Genomic DNA, 19649 nt, shown 5'->3' on the forward strand with positions numbered 1-19649 from the left:
TACGCCCGTTGGGAATAGTGCTCCTGAGGCGTAAGCTGTAGAAAAGCGGCCCGGATGGATTGGTTTCCATCCGGGCCGCTTTTGCATGTTAGCCCGATATTCGGTTAGGTCAGGCGGTATGTCGTATTGCGGTTACCTCTACCACCTTCACGCACGATCACGCCCTCTTGAAGGAGCTTCGTGAGGACGTACCGGACCTGCGGTTTCTGCAGCTCAGCAAAAGGCTCAGGAAGAGCACCCATGATGTCCTCGATACCGGCGGGGTGGCGTAGCGAGCGCAGGGCGAGGAGCACCGCCTCCTGACGGTTACTAGGAACCGTAGGTGACGATTGGCGCGGGTCTACTTCCGACTTCTGCTGCGGTGAACCAACATCGGCGATACGAGCACCAGCCAGAGGCTCCCTGCTGATAATCGCGGTAAAACGAATGACCCCATCAACGAATTGGATGGGTTTCAGCCCTGCCTGACGCACCGCCTCCTGTGCAGTGTAGATACCACTGCCCTCACCCTCGATGACTCGGTATCCGTCGTCGGGGGTTGTTACATGCGTGCAGACGTCATACAGGCGGTCATTCACGCGGGAGCGTTCGCCGTACTCTTGCAGACGCTGGAGAGTGATTCCGTATAGACCGCCGGGGTTCTCTACAGAGATTCGGTCAGGGAAAATTCTGACGCGCACCTCTTCGGTATCTGCTTTGGGGTTGAGGCTGCGGTGTACGAGGGCATTCGACAGAATCTCGCGAAGGGCAATATCGGGTACTTCCTGCCCGTTGATGAGGTGCCCGTTAGACAGCTCGACAACCGGGTGTGCCAGGTTCCGTTTGACCCATGCCAGAGTCTCTTCGAGCATGGCGGGGATGGGGCCGTCCGCCTCGAATTTGTCGAGGTTGCGGGCTTTACCGCTTGGGTCGATGACGACTCCGGTAACTTTGAGCGAGGGCCTGAACTCTTGGGGGTAAGAACCCAAGGCGTACAAGCCCGCAAGGGAAAGATTATCGGTTCCGAGGGCAATAATTCCCTTGCGGCGGAGGACTTCTTCATCGGAACTTCCGGCGAGGCGGCGTGATTTAGCGCGGACGTCTCGCAGATAAGCAGTTTTGAGGCCTTCGTCTAGGTCAGCCAGGGAGGTGTATTCTACCGGCTCCTCATCGAATCCGGTGCGTGTCCGCTGAGCCACCATCAGGTCGGTTTCGTGGCGGCTCATTTCGTGGTCACCGTCGCCAGAACGCACGTACGCTTTACCGCCAATGTAGGCGGGGCGTTCGTAGGGAGGCAGCGGAGGGACTGCGGCAACAAAGATTTTGGCGTCTTCGTAGAGGATGGTGCCGGATTCCATGGTGTTCGGCGGCTTGAGGCCCCTGCGGAGCTTGTTGCCGAGGGTTTTTTCTAGGTCTGCAGGGTCGTATACGCCTACAGGTGCAAAGTCATTATTCTCGTCGAGGCCGCAGATAATGATTCCGCCCGTGGAACTATTGGAGAAGCTACTCAGGGTTGCGTCTAGGCTTCCCGGGTAGCCTCCGTGGGCTTTTTTAACCTCAATAAACTGCGTATCGCTACCGTGGGTGCGCAGTAGTTTGATGGTTTCAGCAAGCCATTCGGGGGTCCATTCCACGTTGTTCATACAAAAAATTTTAGTCTAGACACAAATCAGACACAAAAATTTGAGTCTAGACATAAATTTTTATGTCTAGACTCAAATTTTTTATGTGTAGACATAAAAGTTTATGTCTAAGTTATGTCTACGTTATGTCTGCAGAGGCTCACCTAGCCGCTAGCGCTGGATGGCTCGTGCTGGATAGCTAGTGCTAGGCGGCTAGGACCGTTCGGCGAGCATCGCCTCAATCGTCTGCGCTACACCGTCCTCATCGAAGGGTGGGCAGGTACGCCCCACCTTCGCAATGAGCGCCGGCTGACCCGACGCCATGGCGAAGCCCTCCCCCGCCCAGCAAAGCATCTCAGCGTCATTCGGCATGTCACCAAACGCCATCACCTCGTGCGCCTCAATGCCATGGCGTGCCGCGAACTTCTCCAGAATCCGCCCCTTATTCACGGTCTTAGAGCCCATCTCGATGAGCGGCTCACCGACCACGCCTCGGGTCACCGACACCAGCGAACCCACCGCCTGATGCACGCGTGCCTGCAGAATATCCGGGTCCATGCCGGGCACACGAATCAGGTACTTAATGACCGGGGTTGAACCAATACGTTCGAGCGCCTCGGCGATTTTCGCCTCCACCACGCGGGCGCCCTCAAGCACCTCACCGCCCTCGTGCGGGCCCTGAATGTAGACGGTATCCACGGTTTCGAGGGTGTAGGTGGCGTCGGGGAACATGGGCTCCAGCAGCTCGTGAGTACGGGCAATCACCGCAGGGTCAGCGCCGTTGACTTCTTCCACCTCGTTCGCGCCCAGGTGGTACACCACGGCACCGTTGGAACAGATGGCGTAGGAGTCGAAGTCGGTCTGCTCGCGCAGGGGCGTGAGCCAGCGGCTCGGGCGACCGGTGACGAAGACGATGTCAATCCCGGCGGCGCGGGCGGCCTCAAGGGCGCGCAAGGTCCGTGGACGGAATCGGAAATCGTGCCCGATGAGGGTGCCGTCCAGGTCGCTGGCGATGAGTTTAATCATGCAGATATGCCTTCAATGGTGGGGTGTATCGGTGCTGGTCAGTGTACGGTACTGGTCAGGGCGCGGGTCTGGTGAGACTGTGCCGGCGTGCCGGTACGCCGCTATGCCGCCGGTTCCGCGTAGGTGACGGTCAGGAACGCGCGACCCAGGCCGTGGCCGAGCAGGTTAAAGTTCACGACGGCGGGGCTGGCGTTCTCGTCAATGTCGAGCTTCTCCACATCCACGGCGGTGACGCAGAAGATGTAGCGGTGCGGGCCATGACCAGCCGGAGGGGCAGCACCCAGGAAGCCTGCCACACCGGCGTCGTTGCGGTGCGTCAGGGCGCCGGCGGGTGCATCAGCGCCGGTGTCAATGCTGGTCACGTTGGCAGGAATATTGGAGACAGTCCAGTGCCAGAAGCCGCTGGGGACCGGCGCATCCGGGTCGAAGCAGGTCAGCACGAAAGACTTGGTGCCCTCGGGGAAGCCGCTCCAGGACAGTTGCGGGGAGCGGTCCTGACCGCCCGCCACGCCGAAGAGGGCGGAGCGCATCCATTCGGGGGCGGCGCCGCCGTCCTGAATGTCGGTGGAGGTCAGGGTGAATTCAGGCAGTTCGGGCAGGCCCGCGTAGGGTTCGCGGGGCAGGGGTGCGGTGCCGATGTTGGTCATGGTGCTCCTCAGCGTTGGGGTGCGGGTGGATATGGCGACGCCGGCGGACAGAGTGAGCTATCCGCCGGCGAGGCGTAGATTATTTAGCCGTTGAGTACGGCGTCAAGTTCTTCTCGGGTGGGCGGGTTAGCGCCCGCGCGGGAGACGGTGATGCCGGCTGCGGTTGCGGAGAAACGCAGCAGGTCGGCGATGTCTTCGGCGGTCAGTGCGGCGACCTTGGCGCGCGCCTCAGCACCGGCGATACCGCGGTCGAGCAGGCCCGCGATGAGTGCCGCCATGAGGGAGTCGCCGGCACCAACAGTGTCCGCAACCTCAACGCGGTGTGCGGGCTGGCTGATGCCCTCGGGGTACTTCTTGGTGAAGGCGATGGGGCCGTCCTCGCCACGGGTGATGACCATCAGCTCGGCGCCGAGGTCAAGCCACGCGCGTGCGGTGTCGTCGAGGGAGCGGTCGGGGTAGAGCCACTGCAGGTCCTCGTCGGATGCCTTCACTACGGTGGAGAGGGACACGAACTTTTCAGCCCATGCGCGGCCCTCGTCGACGTTGTGGATGAGGGTGGGGCGGCAGTTCGGGTCGTAGCTGAGCAGGGCGCTGTCGCGGGCTGCTTCGAAGGCTGCTGCGACCACGTGCGCGCCGGGTTCGAGCATGGCTGCGATGGAGCCGGTGTGCACTGCGTCGGAGCTGCGTGCCAGTTCGGTGAGCTTCTCAGCGACGGAGTCGAGGGACCAGGTGATGTCGAATTCGTACTCTGCCGCGCCGTCGGCACCGATGGTTGCCTGGGCGACGGAGGTGCGCTCAGCACTGTGTTCGAAGGGCAGGGTCACCTGGGATGCTTCCAGGTGTGCGTCAATGCTCTTGCCGTAGGCGTCGGGGCCGTAGTGGCCGACGAAGTTGGTGGGGTGGCCGAGGCGGCGTGCGCCCACGGCTACGTTCATGGGCGATCCGCCGGGGTAGGCGCGGGTTTCTCCGTCGTGCTGGTGGACGACGTCTACGAGTGCTTCACCGATTACAGTCAACATGGTTTCAATTTTACCTATGTTTTCCCATGTCGTGGGGTGTGTTTTTGTGGGTATTTGAAGTGGTTTTACTTTTCCTTTTGAGGGCTTGTGTTGGCTTGCCGGGCGGGTGCAGGAACTGACTTTTACCTCTTCTGACTTTTAGCCCCAATATCACTAATTTTGAGGCTCTAGAAGGGTTTGTACGGGTTAGACTTAAACCGACGCCGGGTCTTTAACGCCCGGCACGGTATTGACGCGACAGCACCGTCGCGCCTACCCTCCAACGACGAAGTTAGGAAGAAGGTCATACGTGACGACTGCAACCGCTACCTGGGTTAACCGTGAGGCTACCGCAGAGGAGCTGATCCCCCTCATCGGTAAGCTGCACCGCGAGAACGGTGTGGTGCTGAGCATTCACGGCCGTAGCCTGGTCAACAAGTCTGTCATTGAGCTGCTGAAGCTGCACGATTTTGTATCTCACATTGATGGTGCACCTCTGAACCCCGCACACACCCTGGAGCTGGTTCGCGCTCTGGCTGAGCTGAACCTGGGTGCATGCTCGATTAACATTGCTGCTCTGCACAAGGCTCACCGTGAGGCTGGCTCCCCCGAGCTGTCCATGTGGCTGCCCGAGCAGCTGGGTTCCTCCGTGAACCACCAGGGCGACCAGCCTAAGGAGCAGGACGTTGTGCTGTACGGCTTCGGTCGTATTGGTCGCCTGCTGGCCCGCATCCTGCTGGAGCGTTCCTCCTCGCCGCTGGGTTCCGGCCTGAACCTGCGCGCCGTGGTGGTGCGTAAGAACGGTGATAAGGACCTGGTTAAGCGCGCCTCCCTGCTGGAGCGCGACTCGGTTCACGGCCCCTTCAAGGGCGTTATTGAGGTGGATGAGGAGAACAGCACCATCATCGCTAACGGTGTTCCGGTTCGCTTCATTTACTCCTCAGACCCGACCACCGTCGACTACACCGAGTACGGCATCAAGGACGCTCTGCTGGTGGACAACACCGGCCGCTGGCGCGACGTTCCGGGCCTCGAGCAGCACCTGAACCGCCCCGGTATTTCTCGTGTTCTGCTGACCGCTCCCGGTAAGGGCGACATGAAGAACATCGTGTTCGGCGTGAACGATGACGTCATCACCGATGAGGACAAGATTCTCTCCGCAGCATCCTGCACCACCAACGCGATTACTCCGGCACTGAAGGTTCTGGATGACGCATACGGTGTTGAGCGCGGCCACGTTGAGACCGTTCACGCATTCACCAACGATCAGAACCTGATCGACAACTTCCACAAGGGTGACCGCCGCGGTCGCTCCGCTGTGCTGAACATGGTCATCACCGAGACCGGTGCAGCTAAGGCTGTTTCTAAGGCTCTGCCGCAGCTGGAAGGCAAACTGACCGGTAACGCGATTCGCGTTCCCACCCCGGACGTCTCCATGGCAATCCTGAACGTGAAGCTGACCAAGCCCGCAGGTTCCGCTGAGGAACTGAACGAGCTGTTCCGCCGCGAGTCCATCGACGGCGAGCTGCGCCGCCAGGTGGGCTACTCGGATTCCCCCGAGGCTGTTTCCACCGACTTCGTGGGTTCCCGCACCGCAGGTGTTGTGGACTCGCTGGCTACCGTGGTGACCGATGACTCCGCAATTGTCTACGTCTGGTACGACAACGAGTTCGGTTACTCCTGCCAGGTGATTCGCGTTCTGGAGCGCATGGGCGGCTACGACGTGCCCTCCTACCCCACTAAGTAAGCTACCCCAGCTCATCTAGCACACATATAGCAAACCCACCGGTACATATAGCCATTTGGCTATATTGCCGGTGGGTTTGTTTATGAGGTTATCTACGCAGATAAGCGGTGCCGCGCAGAAGCTCAGAAGAGCTATGCGAGTGGTAATTAAACCTTACGGCGGTACACCACACCCTGATGCGCCCGTAGCGTGAAGCTCAAGGGCACTGGGCGGTTTGCCGCATCCACCAGGCCGGAAGGAACCTTCACGGTCACATCCTTCGAGCCGGTGTTCAGGGCAGCCCAACCGTGCGTAAAGGCACGAGTCTGAGCGGTCTTCTGAGCAATAATGCCGCCGACCGGATCCCCCAGACCGTAGGAAAGCTCCGGGGCGTGCGGGATCTCGTCGTAGGCGTCGTGGTGGGTTGCACTGATGCCGGTGAAGGCGCCTCCACCGAACACCCAGAAGCCCGCCAAACCGTACAGGAAGTTCTCATCCGTACCGGTAATAGCAGCCTTGCGGTCGCTGAGCGGGGTACGCAGAATCGTCACCTTCTTCTGCGAGGCGGCGCTACGGCCACCCAGACCCGCAAAAGTAGTACCCAGGTTCACGTCGCCCGTCGAGCCGTTCGCAATCTCACGACCCTGCATCACGGCGTAAGGCGAAGACAGGTAGTCGTTCGGACCCCAGCCGAGCCACACCTCCTCAAAGCCGCCACCGTAGGCGCTGTGACGCTCCCACTTGCCGTAACGCAGACGAGACTCAGCAATATTGGGCACCAGAATCTTGCCGATTTTATTCAGCTCAATACCGGCGTACGCGACCAGAAAATCCAGGTGCTCACGGATCTTCGTCATAGACTCCACACCCTGGATGGGCAGGTCCAGACCGTAGTAATCGTTCTCCACGTCGTTATCAGCCATGACCCCGTCAAAGGGTGAGTCGCGCATTTCGCGCACCACAGCGTCCACCCAGTGCCAACGATAGTCGGCGTTCCACACCTGCATCTGGAAGTGCTTGGGGTAGCCCTTCCACTCGATACGGTCACCGTTGAGGCGGTGCGCGAAGAAATCCTTACCGGAGTTCGCCATCGACTGCGCCAGCGGGTAAGAGACACCCGAAGAATAGATCGGGCCGGGCTCATAAGAGCGGGTGGAAGACAGGCACTTATACGCCAGCACCACCATTTGAGGTGCACGCTTCTTCAGGTAGCGTGCCGCGTCCAGTTCCCAGGGCTGCAGGATTGCGACAGAGTAGTTCTTGACCGCAAAATCGAGCTGCTGCTGGGTAATGGGCTTACCGCCGTAGCGGACCCAGGCACCAAACTTGCCGGGTCCGCCCAAACGGGTGAGTTTATTCGCCATCGTACTCCGGGTCGAATTCGGGGGCGCGAGGGGGCAGCTTGCCCAGCTCGCGGTAGATCGTGTTGTAGCGGTCCATGACCAGTCGCAGCTGGAAGAAGCTGACGATACGGTCGTAGGCGTTCACACAGTAGCGTTCGTAGATGCTGGGCTCCTCCATAAGGGTGCGCAGCGCCGCCGCGAAGCCGTGAATATCGCCGGGGATGGTCAAGATACCGCAGTTACCGATTTCGTGGCCGTCGGGGGCGACCAGCACATCATCAATGAGCTGGGACATACCGCCCACGTCGGTGCTGACCAGCGGGATGGACGCGGCCATCGCCTCGAGCGCCACAATCGGCTGACCCTCATTGTAGCTGGGCATGAGCAGCAGGTCGAAGCGGTCGAGCATCGCACGCACGTTCACGGTGCCGTGGAAGGTGATGTACTCGCCCATGTTGAGCTCTTCGATGGTGCGCAGGCACAGCTCGTAGTACTCGGGCAGGTGGTCCTTGGGGCCGAGCACGTCCAGGTGGAAGTTCACCAGACCCTGATCGCGCAGCACCGCGAGGGAGCGAATCAGGTCGGTCAGACCCTTAATGGGCACCACGCGGGCGATGAACACGAAGCGCCACACGTGGCCGCGGCCCTCAGCGAGGATGCGGGCACGCGCCGCCTGGCGGGCGTAGTAGGCTTCCGCCACGGACTCGATGAGCATACCGTTAGGCAGAATGATTGCGCGGTCCTTGTCACCCTCGTTCATCTGGTCGATGGGCGCGCCAATACCGCGTGCCTCTTCCAGTGCCTTGGGGTACAGGTAGGTTGCCATGTCGGCGCTGGGGTAGCAGAAGCGTCCCATTTCAACGAACCAGACGGACCAGGCACGCTCGTCGAGGGTGACCGGGCCCAGGCCGGGGTGCTCACGCTCCTCATTGAGGAAGGCGTAGTCGGTGGTGACGGGCTTCGCCATGTTGCGTTCGAGCTTGGTGTTCACGGTGTCGCGAATGTACAGGTTGTGCTCGGTCAGCAGGAAACTGGTGCCGTGGTCACGTGCGGCTGCGGCGGCGATGAGTGCAGCGTAGCCGGTGGTGTGGGCGTGGTAGACGCGGGCGTGCGGCATCCGCTCGTGCAGGATCGCAAAGAGGATGGAGACGAAGTCGCGCACCTTCCAGAAGAGCTCACCGAAGGGCACCTCGGAGAAGAATCCCAGACCCGCAATCGCCTGCATGAACTCGCGGGTTCCGAAGAGGCCGAAGAGGTTGTAGCTGCGGGTTGCGGGGTTGATGCCCTCGTCGTAGAGCTTCCAGAGGGGGTTCACGTCGCCGGCGATGAGGGCGCTGAAGCCGTCCATGAGGCGGTTGGTGAGTGCCTGACGCTCCGCAAAGTTCATGCGCAGTGCGGAGGGATCGCAGGCTTCTGCGAAGGCCTCACGGTTGACTTCCAGGCTCAGGTACAGCACCTTGACCCACTTGACGTTCTCGGGCATGCCGTAGAGGTCTTCGTGGGGGGAGTTCTTATCCCAGGCGATGTGAATAATGCCGTAGGTCAGATCCGGGTTTTCGCAGACAATATCGTGCACCACCGCGGACACACCACCCTTGAGGTAGGGGTAGGTGGATTCCATGATGATGGCGACGTCAACGTCCGGGTATTCGGGGTCGCTGTAGTGGGGGCCGGGAGCCGGAAGCTGCAGCGGCGCGTAGTGGTTTCGGTACATCTGTTCAGTCATTGTCGTATGTATCTTTCGCGGACCGTGCGGTTCTTACCAGGCGAGGGCTCGACGCCAGAAGAGGGAGTACTCGGGTGCAGCCCACGCCTGACGGTAGACGCGGTAGCATGCGAAGGCGAGCACTGTCTCGCCCACGATGATGGGCAGGTAGCCGGTCTCGTTGGGCAGAATCATGAAGGAGATGAAGAGCAGCACCAGGTGCGCTGCGGAGAGCAGCTGCACGGTGACGTACATGGTCATGTACTCGATCTGGTAAATCAGCAGTGCCACTGCAACGAAGAGGAACGCCACGACCAGGCCGGAGAGCGCCAGCGGGTAGGACTGCGGCAGGAAGATGAACATCAGGATGCCGGTGACGATAGCACTGGCGATGTAAATCAGCAGGGAGTTGCGGATAGCGTGGTTGGAGGTGCGCAGAGCCTTGGATGACTCCGCCTGAACACCCTTGTAGGGCAGGCGGTCGAAGATGGTCCACAGGTGCTGGATGCTTGCGTTGACGCGGTCTGCCTCCACCACGAAGAAGTAGTTGTAGGCGATAACGCAGGGAATCAGGCTCAGGTAGATTGCCACGACGTTGATCTCGCCGCCGGTAACCAGGAAGAGCATGTACTTATCAGCCCAGATGATGGAGCCGGTGAAGAAGCCGCGCAAGGCGTCGAGCGCAATGTCCTTAATCGGGATGCGTGCGAAGTGCAGCAGGTGCACCAGGTCCTTGCCGAGGCTCACCAGCAGGATGAGCGAACCAACCAGCGGCGGCAGGAACCAGATGACGGGGAAGAAGTACAGGGCAAGAGTGTAGCCAAGCCATGCGATGAACCAGATAATGCGGTTCTTCGCGAGGTTCGGGATGACCAGCAGCTGCGCGAACGCAATGTTGAGAACGCCCAGGACGAAGAACGCACCAAATGCAGTCGGGCTCCAGTGAAGAACGAGGGCGACCGGCACGGCGAAGAGCAGCACCAGCGGCATGGTCATGAAGAAGAGGTAGAGCCAGTTGCGGGTGAACGCGGTCAGGTCGGTAATGTCCTGGAACTGCGGTTCGGACATGCGTGCGCGTACGGCACGTGCTTCGGCACGCTTGAGCTGGTGCTCGAGGGTTTCAGCATGAATACGCAGGCCTTCGCGGGCGTCCGCAATCTTCTTGTGCTCCATCTGGATAGCACGGTAAAGGGGCAGGCAGGCTGCCTGGCTGAGCCAAGGAACGGTAATGGATGCTGCCAGGATCACCTGAATCAGGGGTACACCATCGAGGTTGTACCGGTTAATCGTCGGGGTGACGATGGGGAAGATGGTGGTCAGCAGTGCGACCGGAGAGACGTAAAGCAGAAAGTTAATGAGGAGGCGCCATGCGCTGTTGCTTTTTTCCTCAGTACCGTGGTTGGTAGACAATCTTGCAGACTTTCAGTCAATAATCGTAAAGATTAGGGGCAGTGTGTTTGAACAGCACCGTGTGACGCGCCAGGGGAAAGAGTCGTCGTACCGAGAAGTGCCGGGTCCCCATGGCTTGCGCTGATGCCGCCGTGAATCAATATACGGCATATATCAACTAAAACCTTTGGTTTCCTTAACCCTCTACTTGATATTTGGAGGGATTTAGGACACACCTGCATAATGTGTGTCACACAAGAATGCAAAACATCTAGTGAGAGCAATATTCTATGCAATATACGCGGGGTGCAACAACCTTGATTTGGGTGCTCCACGCGAGGTGCTGACGCGCTGGCACACCGGCACAAGGTTCACCCAACCAAGGATCCCCCGCACTACCTGTGCACACACCATGTGTCCCTGCGCAAAAGCATCCCGGCCCCTCCCACAGGGAGGGAACCGGGATGCTCTAAGCGACCCTAACGGGCCTTAGCTATTTAGGATGCACTCGAGAGAGTACGCAGTGCCACGGACACTACAGCCAGACGCGGGTGACCGGTGACGTCCAGAGCGGCCTCGCCAATCTCCTTCAGGATGCGGTCGATGTTACCCACGCGGGTCGGGTGCTCTTCAATCCAGGTAGCCAGTGCCTTCTGCGCACCGTCCACGGTGGAGAAGTCACCCTTCGCGCCCTCTGCCACAGACAGTGCCAGACCTGCAGCGGTCTCGTAGAGGCTACCGCGCAGTGCCTGACGTGCCAGGATCTCCCAGCGGTCGCTGCGGGGCAGGTCGGAGATGAGGCCGAGCAGTTCGTCCACCTTGAAGCGGTCGTAGGTTGCGAAGTAGACCGGTGCCAGCGAGGTTGCCTCGAAGTCGTGGTCGCGTGCCGAACGGATGACGTCCAGCAGGGCGTAGCCCTCGAAACCGCGGATCCAGATGACGATGAGTTCCTCGGGCAGGCCCCATGCCTCGCCTGCGTCGCGCTTTGCACGAACACGCTCGCGGGAGGTGCCGGAGAGGTACTCGGGCAGGTTGTGGCGCATCTCGACGACGGAACCGAAGGTCTCCAGCAGCTCGGAGATGCTGGTGCCAGCAACGACGCCGCGCTCGGTGATGAACCAGCGGACTGCACGGTCCAGAACGCGCTGGTTGTCGCGCAGAACGGTGAACCATGCATCCAGCGGGGTCTTCGGGGGCAGTTCGCGGTGCAGCTTAGCAGCGGTGCCCAGCTCGAAGAGCTCACGAGCGACGATGAAGGCGCGTGCGACGGAATCGATACCGACGTTGAACTCCTCCATCACGCGGTATGCGAAGGTGATACCGCCGATGTTGACCAGCTCGTTAGCGACGCGGGTGCAGATGATTTCCTTACGCAGCGGGTGCGAGTCCAGGTGCTGACCGAAACGCTCGACCAGTGCTGCCGGGAAGTAGCTGCGCAGAACGCCTTCCAGGTAGGGGTCGTCCGCGAAGTCAGTCTGCTCCAGTGCGTGGGTGAGGTAAATCTTCACGTACGCAGCCAGGACGGACAGCTCGGGGCGGGTCAGACGCTCGCCGGTGTTCTCCAGGCGTGCATCCAGCTCCTCGTCGGTGGGCAGGAACTCGACGGCGCGGTTCAGGCCGGCGTGCTCCTCCAGGTCGTGCATGAGGCGCTTGTACAGGTTGGTGCCCAGGAAGGAACCGTGGAACTCACCCTGCAGCAGAACGTTCTGTTCAACGTTGGTCTCGAGGACCTTGCCGCCGACCTCGTCCTGCAGGGACTCGATGAAGGAAGCACGCTCTTCGCTGGACAGCTCGCCGTGTGCCACGAGGCGGTCCACCAGAATCTTGATGTTGACCTCACGGTCACTGGTTTCCACACCTGCGGAGTTGTCGATTGCGTCGGTGTTGAGGATAACGCCGTTGAGCGCAGCCTCAATACGACCCAGCTGGGTGAAGCCGAGGTTACCGCCCTCGCCAACAATCTTGGCGCGCAGGTCCTTGCCGTTGACGCGCAGTGCGTCGTTAGCCTTGTCGCCTACCTGTGCGTTGGTCTCGGTGGATGCCTTCACGTAGGTACCGATACCGCCGTTGTAGATCAGGTCGACCGGTGCCTTGAGGATTGCGGAAATCAGCTCGGTCGGTGCCAGCTCGGTGACGGACTCATCCAGGCCCAGAACCTCGCGCACCTCGGGGGTGATCTCGATGGACTTCAGACCGCGAGAGTACACGCCACCACCGGCGGAAATCAGGTCGCGGTTGTAGTCCTGCCAGGAGGAACGGGGCAGGTTGTACAGGCGCTGACGCTCGTCGAAGGACACTGCCGCGTTCGGGTTCGGGTCCAGGAAGATGTCGCGGTGGTCGAATGCTGCGACCAGGCGGGTTGCCTTGGAGCGGAGCAGACCGTTACCGAACACGTCACCGGACATGTCGCCAATGCCGACTGCGGTGAACTCTTCGGTCTGAGCGTCGTGGCCGAGCTCAGCGAAGTGACGCTTGACGGACTCCCATGCACCACGTGCGGTGATACCCATAGCCTTGTGGTCGTAACCGACGGAGCCGCCGGATGCGAAGGCGTCGCCCAGCCAGAAGCCGTGCTCCAGGCTGATTGCGTTTGCGGTGTCGGAGAATGCTGCGGTGCCCTTATCCGCTGCAACCACCAGGTAGTAGTCGTCAGCGTCGCGTGCTACAACACCTTCGGGGCGGACAACGGTCTCGGAGCCGTCGGTGCCCACCGCAAGGTTGTCGGTGACGTCCAGCAGGGAGCCGATGAAGACCTTGTAGGACTCGCGGCCCTCGGTGATCCATGCGTCACGATCCACTGCGGGGTCGGGCAGCTGCTTGGGGTAGAAGCCACCCTTCGCGCCGGTGGGGATAATGACGGCGTTCTTCACCATCTGTGCCTTGACCAGGCCCAGAACCTCGGTGCGGAAGTCGTCGCGGCGGTCCGACCAGCGCAGGCCACCACGTGCGACGCTACCGAAGCGCAGGTGAACACCCTCAACGCGCGGGGAGTAGACGAAAATCTCGAACTTGGGGCGGGGCAGGGGTGCGAAGTCAATCTCCTGCGGTGCCACCTTGAATGCGAGTGCGGGGCGGTCAGCAAGGTATGCGTTGGTGCGCAGGATAGCGCGGATGACCTTGCCGAGGGAGCGCAGGTAGCGGTCAGCGTCCAGGGTGGGAATCTGGTTCAGTTCCTCAACCAGGGCTGCTTCGATTTCGTCACGGCGTGCGTTGCGCTGCTCATCGTTGAGACCGTTGTTCGGGTCGAAGCTGACCTCGAAGAACTCGACCAGGTGCTTGGTGATGGCCGGGTTTGCGAGCAGGGTGTTCGACATGAAGGACGGGGTGTAGCCCAGGCCCAGCTGAATCAGGTAGTGGTTCAGGGCACGGAACAGACGTACTTCCTGCCAGGTCAGGCCCTCAGCCAGGATCAGGCGGTCCAGGGTATCGGACTCGCGCTCACCGAGCAGGTAGGCGTTCAGGGCGTCCTCGTAAAGGGAAGCCACAGCGTTTGCGTCCACGCCCTCGGGGAATTCAACTCCGAAGTCGTAGAGGTAGCCGTAGTCTTCGCCATCCTCAGGCTTGAACTCGTAGGGCTTCTGATCAACAACGACCAGGCCCATATTCTGCATAACCGGCAGAAGCTCGGTGAGGGTGTGAGGTGCGGACAGATAGGTCTTCAGTCGGGTGGTGTTGGCTTCGCCGGCTTCAACCTTGATTGCGGCGGGCTTCTGGCCCGAGAGAGATTCAAGAATCACGATATCCTCGATTGCTTGTTCTACTGTGTAATCGGCTCGGTAGGCTGCGCTAGTCGCATCTGCCCAGGCTGATGCGAGTCGGCGGCCTGCCGCTCCGGGTTTCCATGCCTCAATAGCAGCTGCGGTTGCTTCCACCCAGGAGCGGGCGGCTTCTTGCAGTCGCTTTTCGAGAGCTTGATGATCCGTCTTCGGCACATCGTTGGGGTTGGTGAGCCGAATGCGGAAAAATAGACGCGCCAACGATGAGGAGGACAGGTACACCTCATGGTCGATGGCACTAAGATCAAATTCCTGTTGGAACACCCGCTGGATACGGGAGCACACGTTCGTGTTGTAACGATCCCGAGGCAGGTACACCACGGCGGAAATAAACCGGTTGAACCGGTCAGCGCGCAGGAACAGGCGGGTCTTGCGGCGCTCCTCCAGGCCCATGATGCCGCCGAACGTATCGGTCAGATCATTAGCGGAAGCGTGCAGCAGCTCCAGGCGCGGGTAATCCTCCAAGGCACCCAGAAGCGCCTTGTCAGAGTAAGAACCGGGGTGGTAGCCGAGGCGGCGGCGCACCATCGCGATACGCTCACGCACCAGCGGAGTCTCAATAGCGGGCAGTGCGTACGCCTGGCGGGTGAACAGGCCCAGAATGACGTACTCACCAATCACGCGGCCATTCAGGTCGAAGCGGCGCACACCAATGTAGTCCAGGTAGTCGTTCCGTGCGACGGTGGAGCGGGAATTCGCCTTCGTGATGTACAGGGGGCGCGGGAACAGGGCACGCTCCAGGGTCTCACCCGAAAGGGGGATGCGGCTCCTACCCTCCGTGGTGCGCAGAATACCGAGCGCCGAACCGGGGCGGTCCACCAGCGAAATAGCGCCGGAGGTGCCATCCAGCACACGCTCCTTAACACCCATGAACACGAAGTTGCCGCGGGTCAGCCAGCGCAGGAAGTCCTGTGCCACCTCCACACGGGATGCAGGCTCCACACCGCGCGGGTTGGCGGCGTAGGATTCCTCGCCGTGACCCAGGGTTGCGCCGCGCAGGTCGTACATGGACTGCGCCAGGTCGAAAACGCGGGTGACCATGGCATCCAGGTCGGCGTGGCAGGCGCGAACGTCAGCGAGGACGCGTTCAACTTCCTTCTCGCAGCGGCGCTGCTCTTCCTCAGTGAGGTAGCGGGTCAGGCGAACCGCAATCCAGGATTCAATAGCGACAGTGGTACCCGCCGGGGCGTTCTCGCTGAGCTTGAGGGAGGGCACGCCAAGAGTGGCGGTATCGCCACTGGCGAGGTTGCCGCGCATGCCGGTGCCGCGCAGGCTCAGGAGGGTACCGTCCGGGCCGCGTTCAGCGAGGAAGGTGGGGTGAAGAATGGTGACGAAACCACCAAAGTGCGCGGCAAGGCATGCGGTCAGGGAGCTGACGATGTGCGGCATGTCGTCGGTCGCGACGTACAGGGTGGTGTTGTACTCGTCGTTGCGTGCGGCAACGACAGGGGTCTTGGGCAGGCGGATTTGAGCCAGCGCACGGTGGGTGCGAGCCAAATCCTCTAACTCTGCCGGGGTGAACTCTTCACGCTCATCTTCGGGGCTGTTCAGGAAATACTGCTCGACCCATGCATCGGCGCCAGCGAAGTGTGCCATAGCCTTGTCAGTCATTGACAATCTATCCTCCGAATATCGGTATCACTTCACTGTGACGGTGTCTGTGTGGTCTCATGTGCGCGCCGTGGCGCGCGAGCACTTATACCAAGCTTATACCTTTGAGGTGTTTCTGTCAGACATATCGCTCTTGTGGGCGTAGAAATTATTTTTATCTTCTTCCCAAATCCAGCGCGCATTTGGTACGGGTTCAAGAAAGTAGGTGCATCTTGAGGGGTGGACACGTACAGTGAAACTATGAGTTTGCGTACTGAATCTTTCCTGGTGGGTCTCATTGGTGACGGCATCACCTCCTCACTGACCCCTCCCATGCACGAGGCGGAGGCGGACGCGCACGGGGTGCGCTACCTGTACCGCCCCGTCGACCTGGACGCCCTGAACCTGGATGGCGCCTCCGCACCGGCGCTTCTGGATGCGGCGGCACTGCTCGGCTTTAACGCTTTCAACATCACGCACCCGTGCAAGCAGTCGGTCATGGAGCACCTGCACGAGCTTTCGGATGCGGCACGCGCCCTGGGCGCGGTCAATTGCGTGGTGATTGGCGAGGACGGCAGCTTCTACGGCGATAACACGGACTACTCCGGGTTCATTGCGGGCCTCAAGCGCGGCCTGCCGCAGGTTGCGGAGAATCCGGCGCGCCTGGAGCACGTGGTGCAGCTGGGTGCTGGCGGTGCCGGTAGCGCCACGGCGTACGCCCTGTGCCGCCTGGGGGTGCGCCGCCTGAGTCTCTTTGAGCGTGACGCGGCGAAGGCGCAGGGGCTTGCGGAGCAGCTGGGTGGGCTCTTCCCGCAGACCCGAATCGAGGTGCTGAGCGACAATGAGCGCTTGATTGAAGCTCTACTGGAGGCTCAGGGTTTGGTGAACGCAACCCCGGTGGGCATGCACGTGCATCCGGGTATGCCGTTGAGCGAGTCGGCACTGAGTGCCGGGGTGTTGCGCGAGGGCCTGTGGGTTGCGGATGTCATCTACCTGCCGCAACAGACGCAGCTGGTGCGCGCGGCGCGTGCCGCCGGATGCGAGGTGCTGACGGGCGGCTACATGGCGGTGGGTCAGGCGGTGGATGCGTTCCGTCTCTTCACTGGGTTGGAACCGAACGCTGAGCGTATGGCGGCGCATTTTGAGGCGCTGATTGCGGCTCAGCAGGGGGCTTAGAAGGTTAAACATACAGGTGGGGTTGGATAGCTAGCTATCCAATCCCACCTTTATTTATTCTATATTCGGAATATATTCTGTGGGCTATGCATCCAGCTCAGCCAGGGACTTCTTGTACCCTTCACGAGCCGTCAGCGCGCCCAACGCCACGAGCACACACATGGCGACCGTGAACACGGCGGGCAGCACCGCGTTATGCAGGTCGGCACCGGCGAGGCTCGTCGCCACGGCGGGCGCCACGCCTCCAGAAATTGCGAAGCCAATCTGGGTACCCAGCGCCAGGCCGGTCACGCGCACGCGGGTCGGGAACATCTCCGCATAGAAGGCGGGCCACACGCCGTTCGCCATGGAGTAGAGCGCGCCGTGCATGAGCACGCCGTAGGCGAAGATACCCACCCAGTTACCCTCGGTAATCGCGCCGAGGTACGGGAACATCACCAGGGACGAAGCAACCGCACCGGTAATGAACACGGGCTTACGACCAATCCGGTCGGCAAGCATGGCGGCGAGCGGAATCGCAATCAGACCGAGGGTGTTGGAGGCGACCGGCACCAGCAGCATGGTGCTGCGGTCAAGGCCGTAACCCTTGGTGGCGAAGGAAAGCGCGAAGGTCGTGAAGACCATGTTCACGGTGTTGACCATGGCGCATACGGCAATGGTGAGCACGGCGCGCTTGTGGTGCTTGAAGACCAGCATGAGCGGGGATTCGGTGAGCTTTTCGCGCTGCAGGTATGCGGGCGGCTCGGAGAGGGTGCGGCGAATCAGCCAGGCGGTCACCACCACGAAGGCGGAGAGCCAGAAGGGTACGCGCCAGCCCCAGCTGAGCAGGTGCTCGTCCGGCAGAGCGGCGAAGGGAATGAACACGGCGGTTGCCAGCAGCGAGCCGAACTGGGTGCCCTGCAGGGTCCAGCTGGTCGTGAAAGCGCGCTGATGCTCGTTGGCGTGCTCCAGGGAGATGGAAATGGAGCTTGCCTGCTCGCCGGCGGCGGAGAGACCCTGAATCATGCGGCAGATGACCAGCAGGGTGGGGGCGAGGATACCCGCCTCGCTGTAGGTCGGCAGGCAACCGATTGCGAAAGTGGCAAAGCCCATCAGGAAGAGCGTGAGCATCAGGACGAATCGGCGGCCGTAGCGGTCACCGAGGGGTCCAACAATCATGGCGCCGAAGGGGCGCACAACGTAGGCGACGCCCACAACCACCATGGACTTGAGGATGCCGATGGCGGCAGTGTCTTCGGGGAAGAAGATGCGGTTGAGCACGATTGCCGCGGCGGTGCCGTAGACAGCGAAGTCGTAGTATTCGAGGGCGGAGCCTATCCAGCTGGCGAGGGCGGCTCGTCGTGGTGATCGGGCGGGCGCGTCGGTGCGTCGGCTCATGGGTGGCTCCTTCGGTAATATACCCGTTGGGAGGGGCGGGGCCGCGGTGTGGGTGGCCCGCGCGGTCTGTCAATGTGCCCTTCCAGTGTAGGGAGCGCACCGCCTGTTTTCCATAGGGTTACCTAAGTTCCCAAGGTTTGAAGTAGTAATAGCGGACGGACACCTCCAGCACCAACCCCAGTCAGTTCATAAGCGATAAAGAAATTTGTAATTTCAAAAATGCGCGACAGGACTTTCGCACCCAACCCACGTAAAGTGAATATCACCTCGGCAGGAGTGTGCCTACCGAGCAGTCACGCCGACCAAGATAAAGCTGGTCGGCGTTTTTAGTGTCCAATTCATTTGCGGTAGCCCCGCACTATGGACTTCCCGGGAGGTTCATAGTGCGGGGCTACTGCCTTTCCGAAAGGATTTTATTATGTCCAAGATTGATCAGGCGATTGCATGGATGGAGCAGCGTAAGGGCAAGGTGACCTATTCGATGAATTATCGAACTGGCCCGCATTCTTATGACTGCTCATCTGCGGTTTACTTTGCACTGCGAGATGCTGGCCTGCTCCCGCAGAATATTGCTATTGGTAATACCGAAACGCTCTTCCACGATTTGGAGAGTAACGGCTGGACTCAGGTCCGACCGGATGCATCGGGTAATTACCCGGCACGACGTGGTGACGTGTTTATCTGGGGTCGCCGTGGATACACCAACGGTGCAGCTGGTCACACCGGCATTTTCTATGATGACCACGACACGATTATCCATTGCAACGCTGGCCATAATGGTATTTCTATTAATCCGCACGACACCATTTGGTCGTACAACGGTGGTCCGGCAATTACGATTTATCGCCCCCCGGCAGAAGTGAACGAAGAAGAGGTTATCTACCGCGCGGCTAAGAATGCGATGAATGCAATTTTTGATGAGCCTTTTGTTCGCCAGGGCGACCTCGCTAAGGCTCGCTATGGCAATGCCACTGTCGGCTTGCGCGGTGTCATCCATTGGTTTGATACTTCTATGATCCGCCTGGAGACCAGTCTGAAGGAGCTGGAGAGTGCAATCCGAGCTCTCTAATGCATAGAGCCTCATAGATATATAACTATCAAAACTTGTTTTGGGTAGGGTCTATGGACCCTACCCAAAACAAGTTAAATTCTCATATATAACACACTCAAGTATCAGCATATTTTCACTTAGTGAATCATTTGAGTAAAAATAAACTTCTATGAGTTGAATTTCAATTAAATACAAAAAATATTTATTAAATATTACCCCCCCCCGATGAATATTAAAGGCTGAT

12 protein-coding genes are annotated in these 19649 nt (G+C 60.2%); 3 read left to right on the plus strand and 9 right to left on the minus strand.

The window, feature by feature from the left end; genetic code table 11:
* Positions 1–104: 104 nt before the first annotated feature.
* The 4 genes from HMPREF2765_RS08120 to HMPREF2765_RS08135 all read right to left on the minus strand — a co-directional run bounded on the left by HMPREF2765_RS08120 (position 105) and on the right by HMPREF2765_RS08135 (position 4293).
* Positions 105–1622 carry an ATP-binding protein gene (locus HMPREF2765_RS08120; protein WP_049345931.1) on the minus strand — a complete coding sequence of 506 codons (1518 nt, stop codon included), beginning with the start codon at positions 1620–1622 and terminating at the stop codon, positions 105–107.
* 192 nt (positions 1623–1814) lie between these two features.
* The gene (locus HMPREF2765_RS08125) at positions 1815–2627 is read right to left on the minus strand and encodes an HAD-IIB family hydrolase (protein WP_049340113.1); all 813 of its coding nucleotides are present in this window, start codon (positions 2625–2627) and stop codon (positions 1815–1817) included.
* 101 nt (positions 2628–2728) lie between these two features.
* Positions 2729–3274 carry a YbhB/YbcL family Raf kinase inhibitor-like protein gene (locus HMPREF2765_RS08130; RefSeq protein ID WP_070605219.1) on the minus strand — a complete coding sequence of 182 codons (546 nt, stop codon included), beginning with the start codon at positions 3272–3274 and terminating at the stop codon, positions 2729–2731.
* Positions 3275–3357: 83 nt separating this feature from the next.
* Positions 3358–4293, minus strand: coding sequence for a carbohydrate kinase family protein (locus HMPREF2765_RS08135; RefSeq protein WP_070605222.1), 936 nt, complete (start codon positions 4291–4293; stop codon positions 3358–3360).
* A gap of 289 nt (positions 4294–4582) precedes the next feature.
* Between HMPREF2765_RS08135 and HMPREF2765_RS08140 the strand changes: the two genes are divergently transcribed.
* Positions 4583–6019 (plus strand): glyceraldehyde-3-phosphate dehydrogenase, encoded by a 1437-nt coding sequence (locus tag HMPREF2765_RS08140; protein ID WP_070605225.1) that lies wholly within the window; start codon positions 4583–4585, stop codon positions 6017–6019.
* Positions 6020–6165: 146 nt separating this feature from the next.
* On the opposite strand, the gene HMPREF2765_RS08145 is transcribed toward HMPREF2765_RS08140, so the two are convergent.
* From HMPREF2765_RS08145 to HMPREF2765_RS08160, 4 genes are all read right to left on the minus strand, one after another.
* Positions 6166–7362: a putative glycoside hydrolase family 15 protein gene (locus tag HMPREF2765_RS08145; RefSeq protein ID WP_070605228.1), complete on the minus strand. Its 1197-nt coding sequence runs from the start codon at positions 7360–7362 to the stop codon at positions 6166–6168.
* Complete coding sequence (gene pelF, locus HMPREF2765_RS08150; protein WP_070605231.1) at positions 7352–9067, minus strand: GT4 family glycosyltransferase PelF; 1716 nt, start codon at positions 9065–9067, stop codon at positions 7352–7354. Before pelF ends, HMPREF2765_RS08145 begins: the two co-directional genes overlap by 11 nt.
* Positions 9068–9100: 33 nt before the next feature.
* A complete protein-coding gene (locus tag HMPREF2765_RS08155; RefSeq protein ID WP_070605234.1) occupies positions 9101–10456 on the minus strand; it encodes a hypothetical protein in 1356 nt (451 codons plus the stop codon).
* Positions 10457–10932: 476 nt separating this feature from the next.
* On the minus strand, positions 10933–15822 hold the full coding sequence (locus HMPREF2765_RS08160) for an NAD-glutamate dehydrogenase (protein WP_070605237.1): 4890 nt from the start codon (positions 15820–15822) through the stop codon (positions 10933–10935).
* A gap of 240 nt (positions 15823–16062) precedes the next feature.
* On the opposite strand from HMPREF2765_RS08160, the gene HMPREF2765_RS08165 reads away from it, so the two are divergent.
* Positions 16063–16977, plus strand: coding sequence for a shikimate dehydrogenase (locus HMPREF2765_RS08165; protein ID WP_070605240.1), 915 nt, complete (start codon positions 16063–16065; stop codon positions 16975–16977).
* 84 nt (positions 16978–17061) lie between these two features.
* Here HMPREF2765_RS08165 and HMPREF2765_RS08170 read toward each other — a convergent pair whose 3' ends face one another.
* Positions 17062–18354, minus strand: coding sequence for an MFS transporter (locus HMPREF2765_RS08170; RefSeq protein ID WP_049350236.1), 1293 nt, complete (start codon positions 18352–18354; stop codon positions 17062–17064).
* Positions 18355–18772: 418 nt separating this feature from the next.
* Between HMPREF2765_RS08170 and HMPREF2765_RS08175 the strand changes: the two genes are divergently transcribed.
* The gene (locus HMPREF2765_RS08175) at positions 18773–19423 is read left to right on the plus strand and encodes a peptidoglycan amidohydrolase family protein (protein ID WP_070542336.1); all 651 of its coding nucleotides are present in this window, start codon (positions 18773–18775) and stop codon (positions 19421–19423) included.
* Positions 19424–19649: the final 226 nt, after the last annotated feature.

Origin of the sequence: Rothia sp. HMSC062H08, from assembly GCF_001810775.1 — a bacterium.
In the GTDB taxonomy this organism is placed as follows: Bacteria; Actinomycetota; Actinomycetes; order Actinomycetales; family Micrococcaceae; genus Rothia.

Bases quoted from the DNA above. Each gene is read 5' to 3' on its own strand.
- HMPREF2765_RS08120 (WP_049345931.1), bottom strand. From the start codon at position 1,622: ATGAACAACGTGGAATGGACCCCCGAATGGCTTGCTGAAACCATCAAA.
- HMPREF2765_RS08125 (WP_049340113.1), bottom strand. From the start codon at position 2,627: ATGATTAAACTCATCGCCAGCGACCTGGACGGCACCCTCATCGGGCAC.
- HMPREF2765_RS08130 (WP_070605219.1), bottom strand. From the start codon at position 3,274: ATGACCAACATCGGCACCGCACCCCTGCCCCGCGAACCCTACGCGGGC.
- HMPREF2765_RS08135 (WP_070605222.1), bottom strand. From the start codon at position 4,293: ATGTTGACTGTAATCGGTGAAGCACTCGTAGACGTCGTCCACCAGCAC.
- HMPREF2765_RS08145 (WP_070605228.1), bottom strand. From the start codon at position 7,362: ATGGCGAATAAACTCACCCGTTTGGGCGGACCCGGCAAGTTTGGTGCC.
- pelF (WP_070605231.1), bottom strand. From the start codon at position 9,067: ATGACTGAACAGATGTACCGAAACCACTACGCGCCGCTGCAGCTTCCG.
- HMPREF2765_RS08160 (WP_070605237.1), bottom strand. From the start codon at position 15,822: ATGACTGACAAGGCTATGGCACACTTCGCTGGCGCCGATGCATGGGTC.
- HMPREF2765_RS08165 (WP_070605240.1), top strand. From the start codon at position 16,063: ATGAGTTTGCGTACTGAATCTTTCCTGGTGGGTCTCATTGGTGACGGC.
- HMPREF2765_RS08170 (WP_049350236.1), bottom strand. From the start codon at position 18,354: ATGAGCCGACGCACCGACGCGCCCGCCCGATCACCACGACGAGCCGCC.
- HMPREF2765_RS08175 (WP_070542336.1), top strand. From the start codon at position 18,773: ATGTCCAAGATTGATCAGGCGATTGCATGGATGGAGCAGCGTAAGGGC.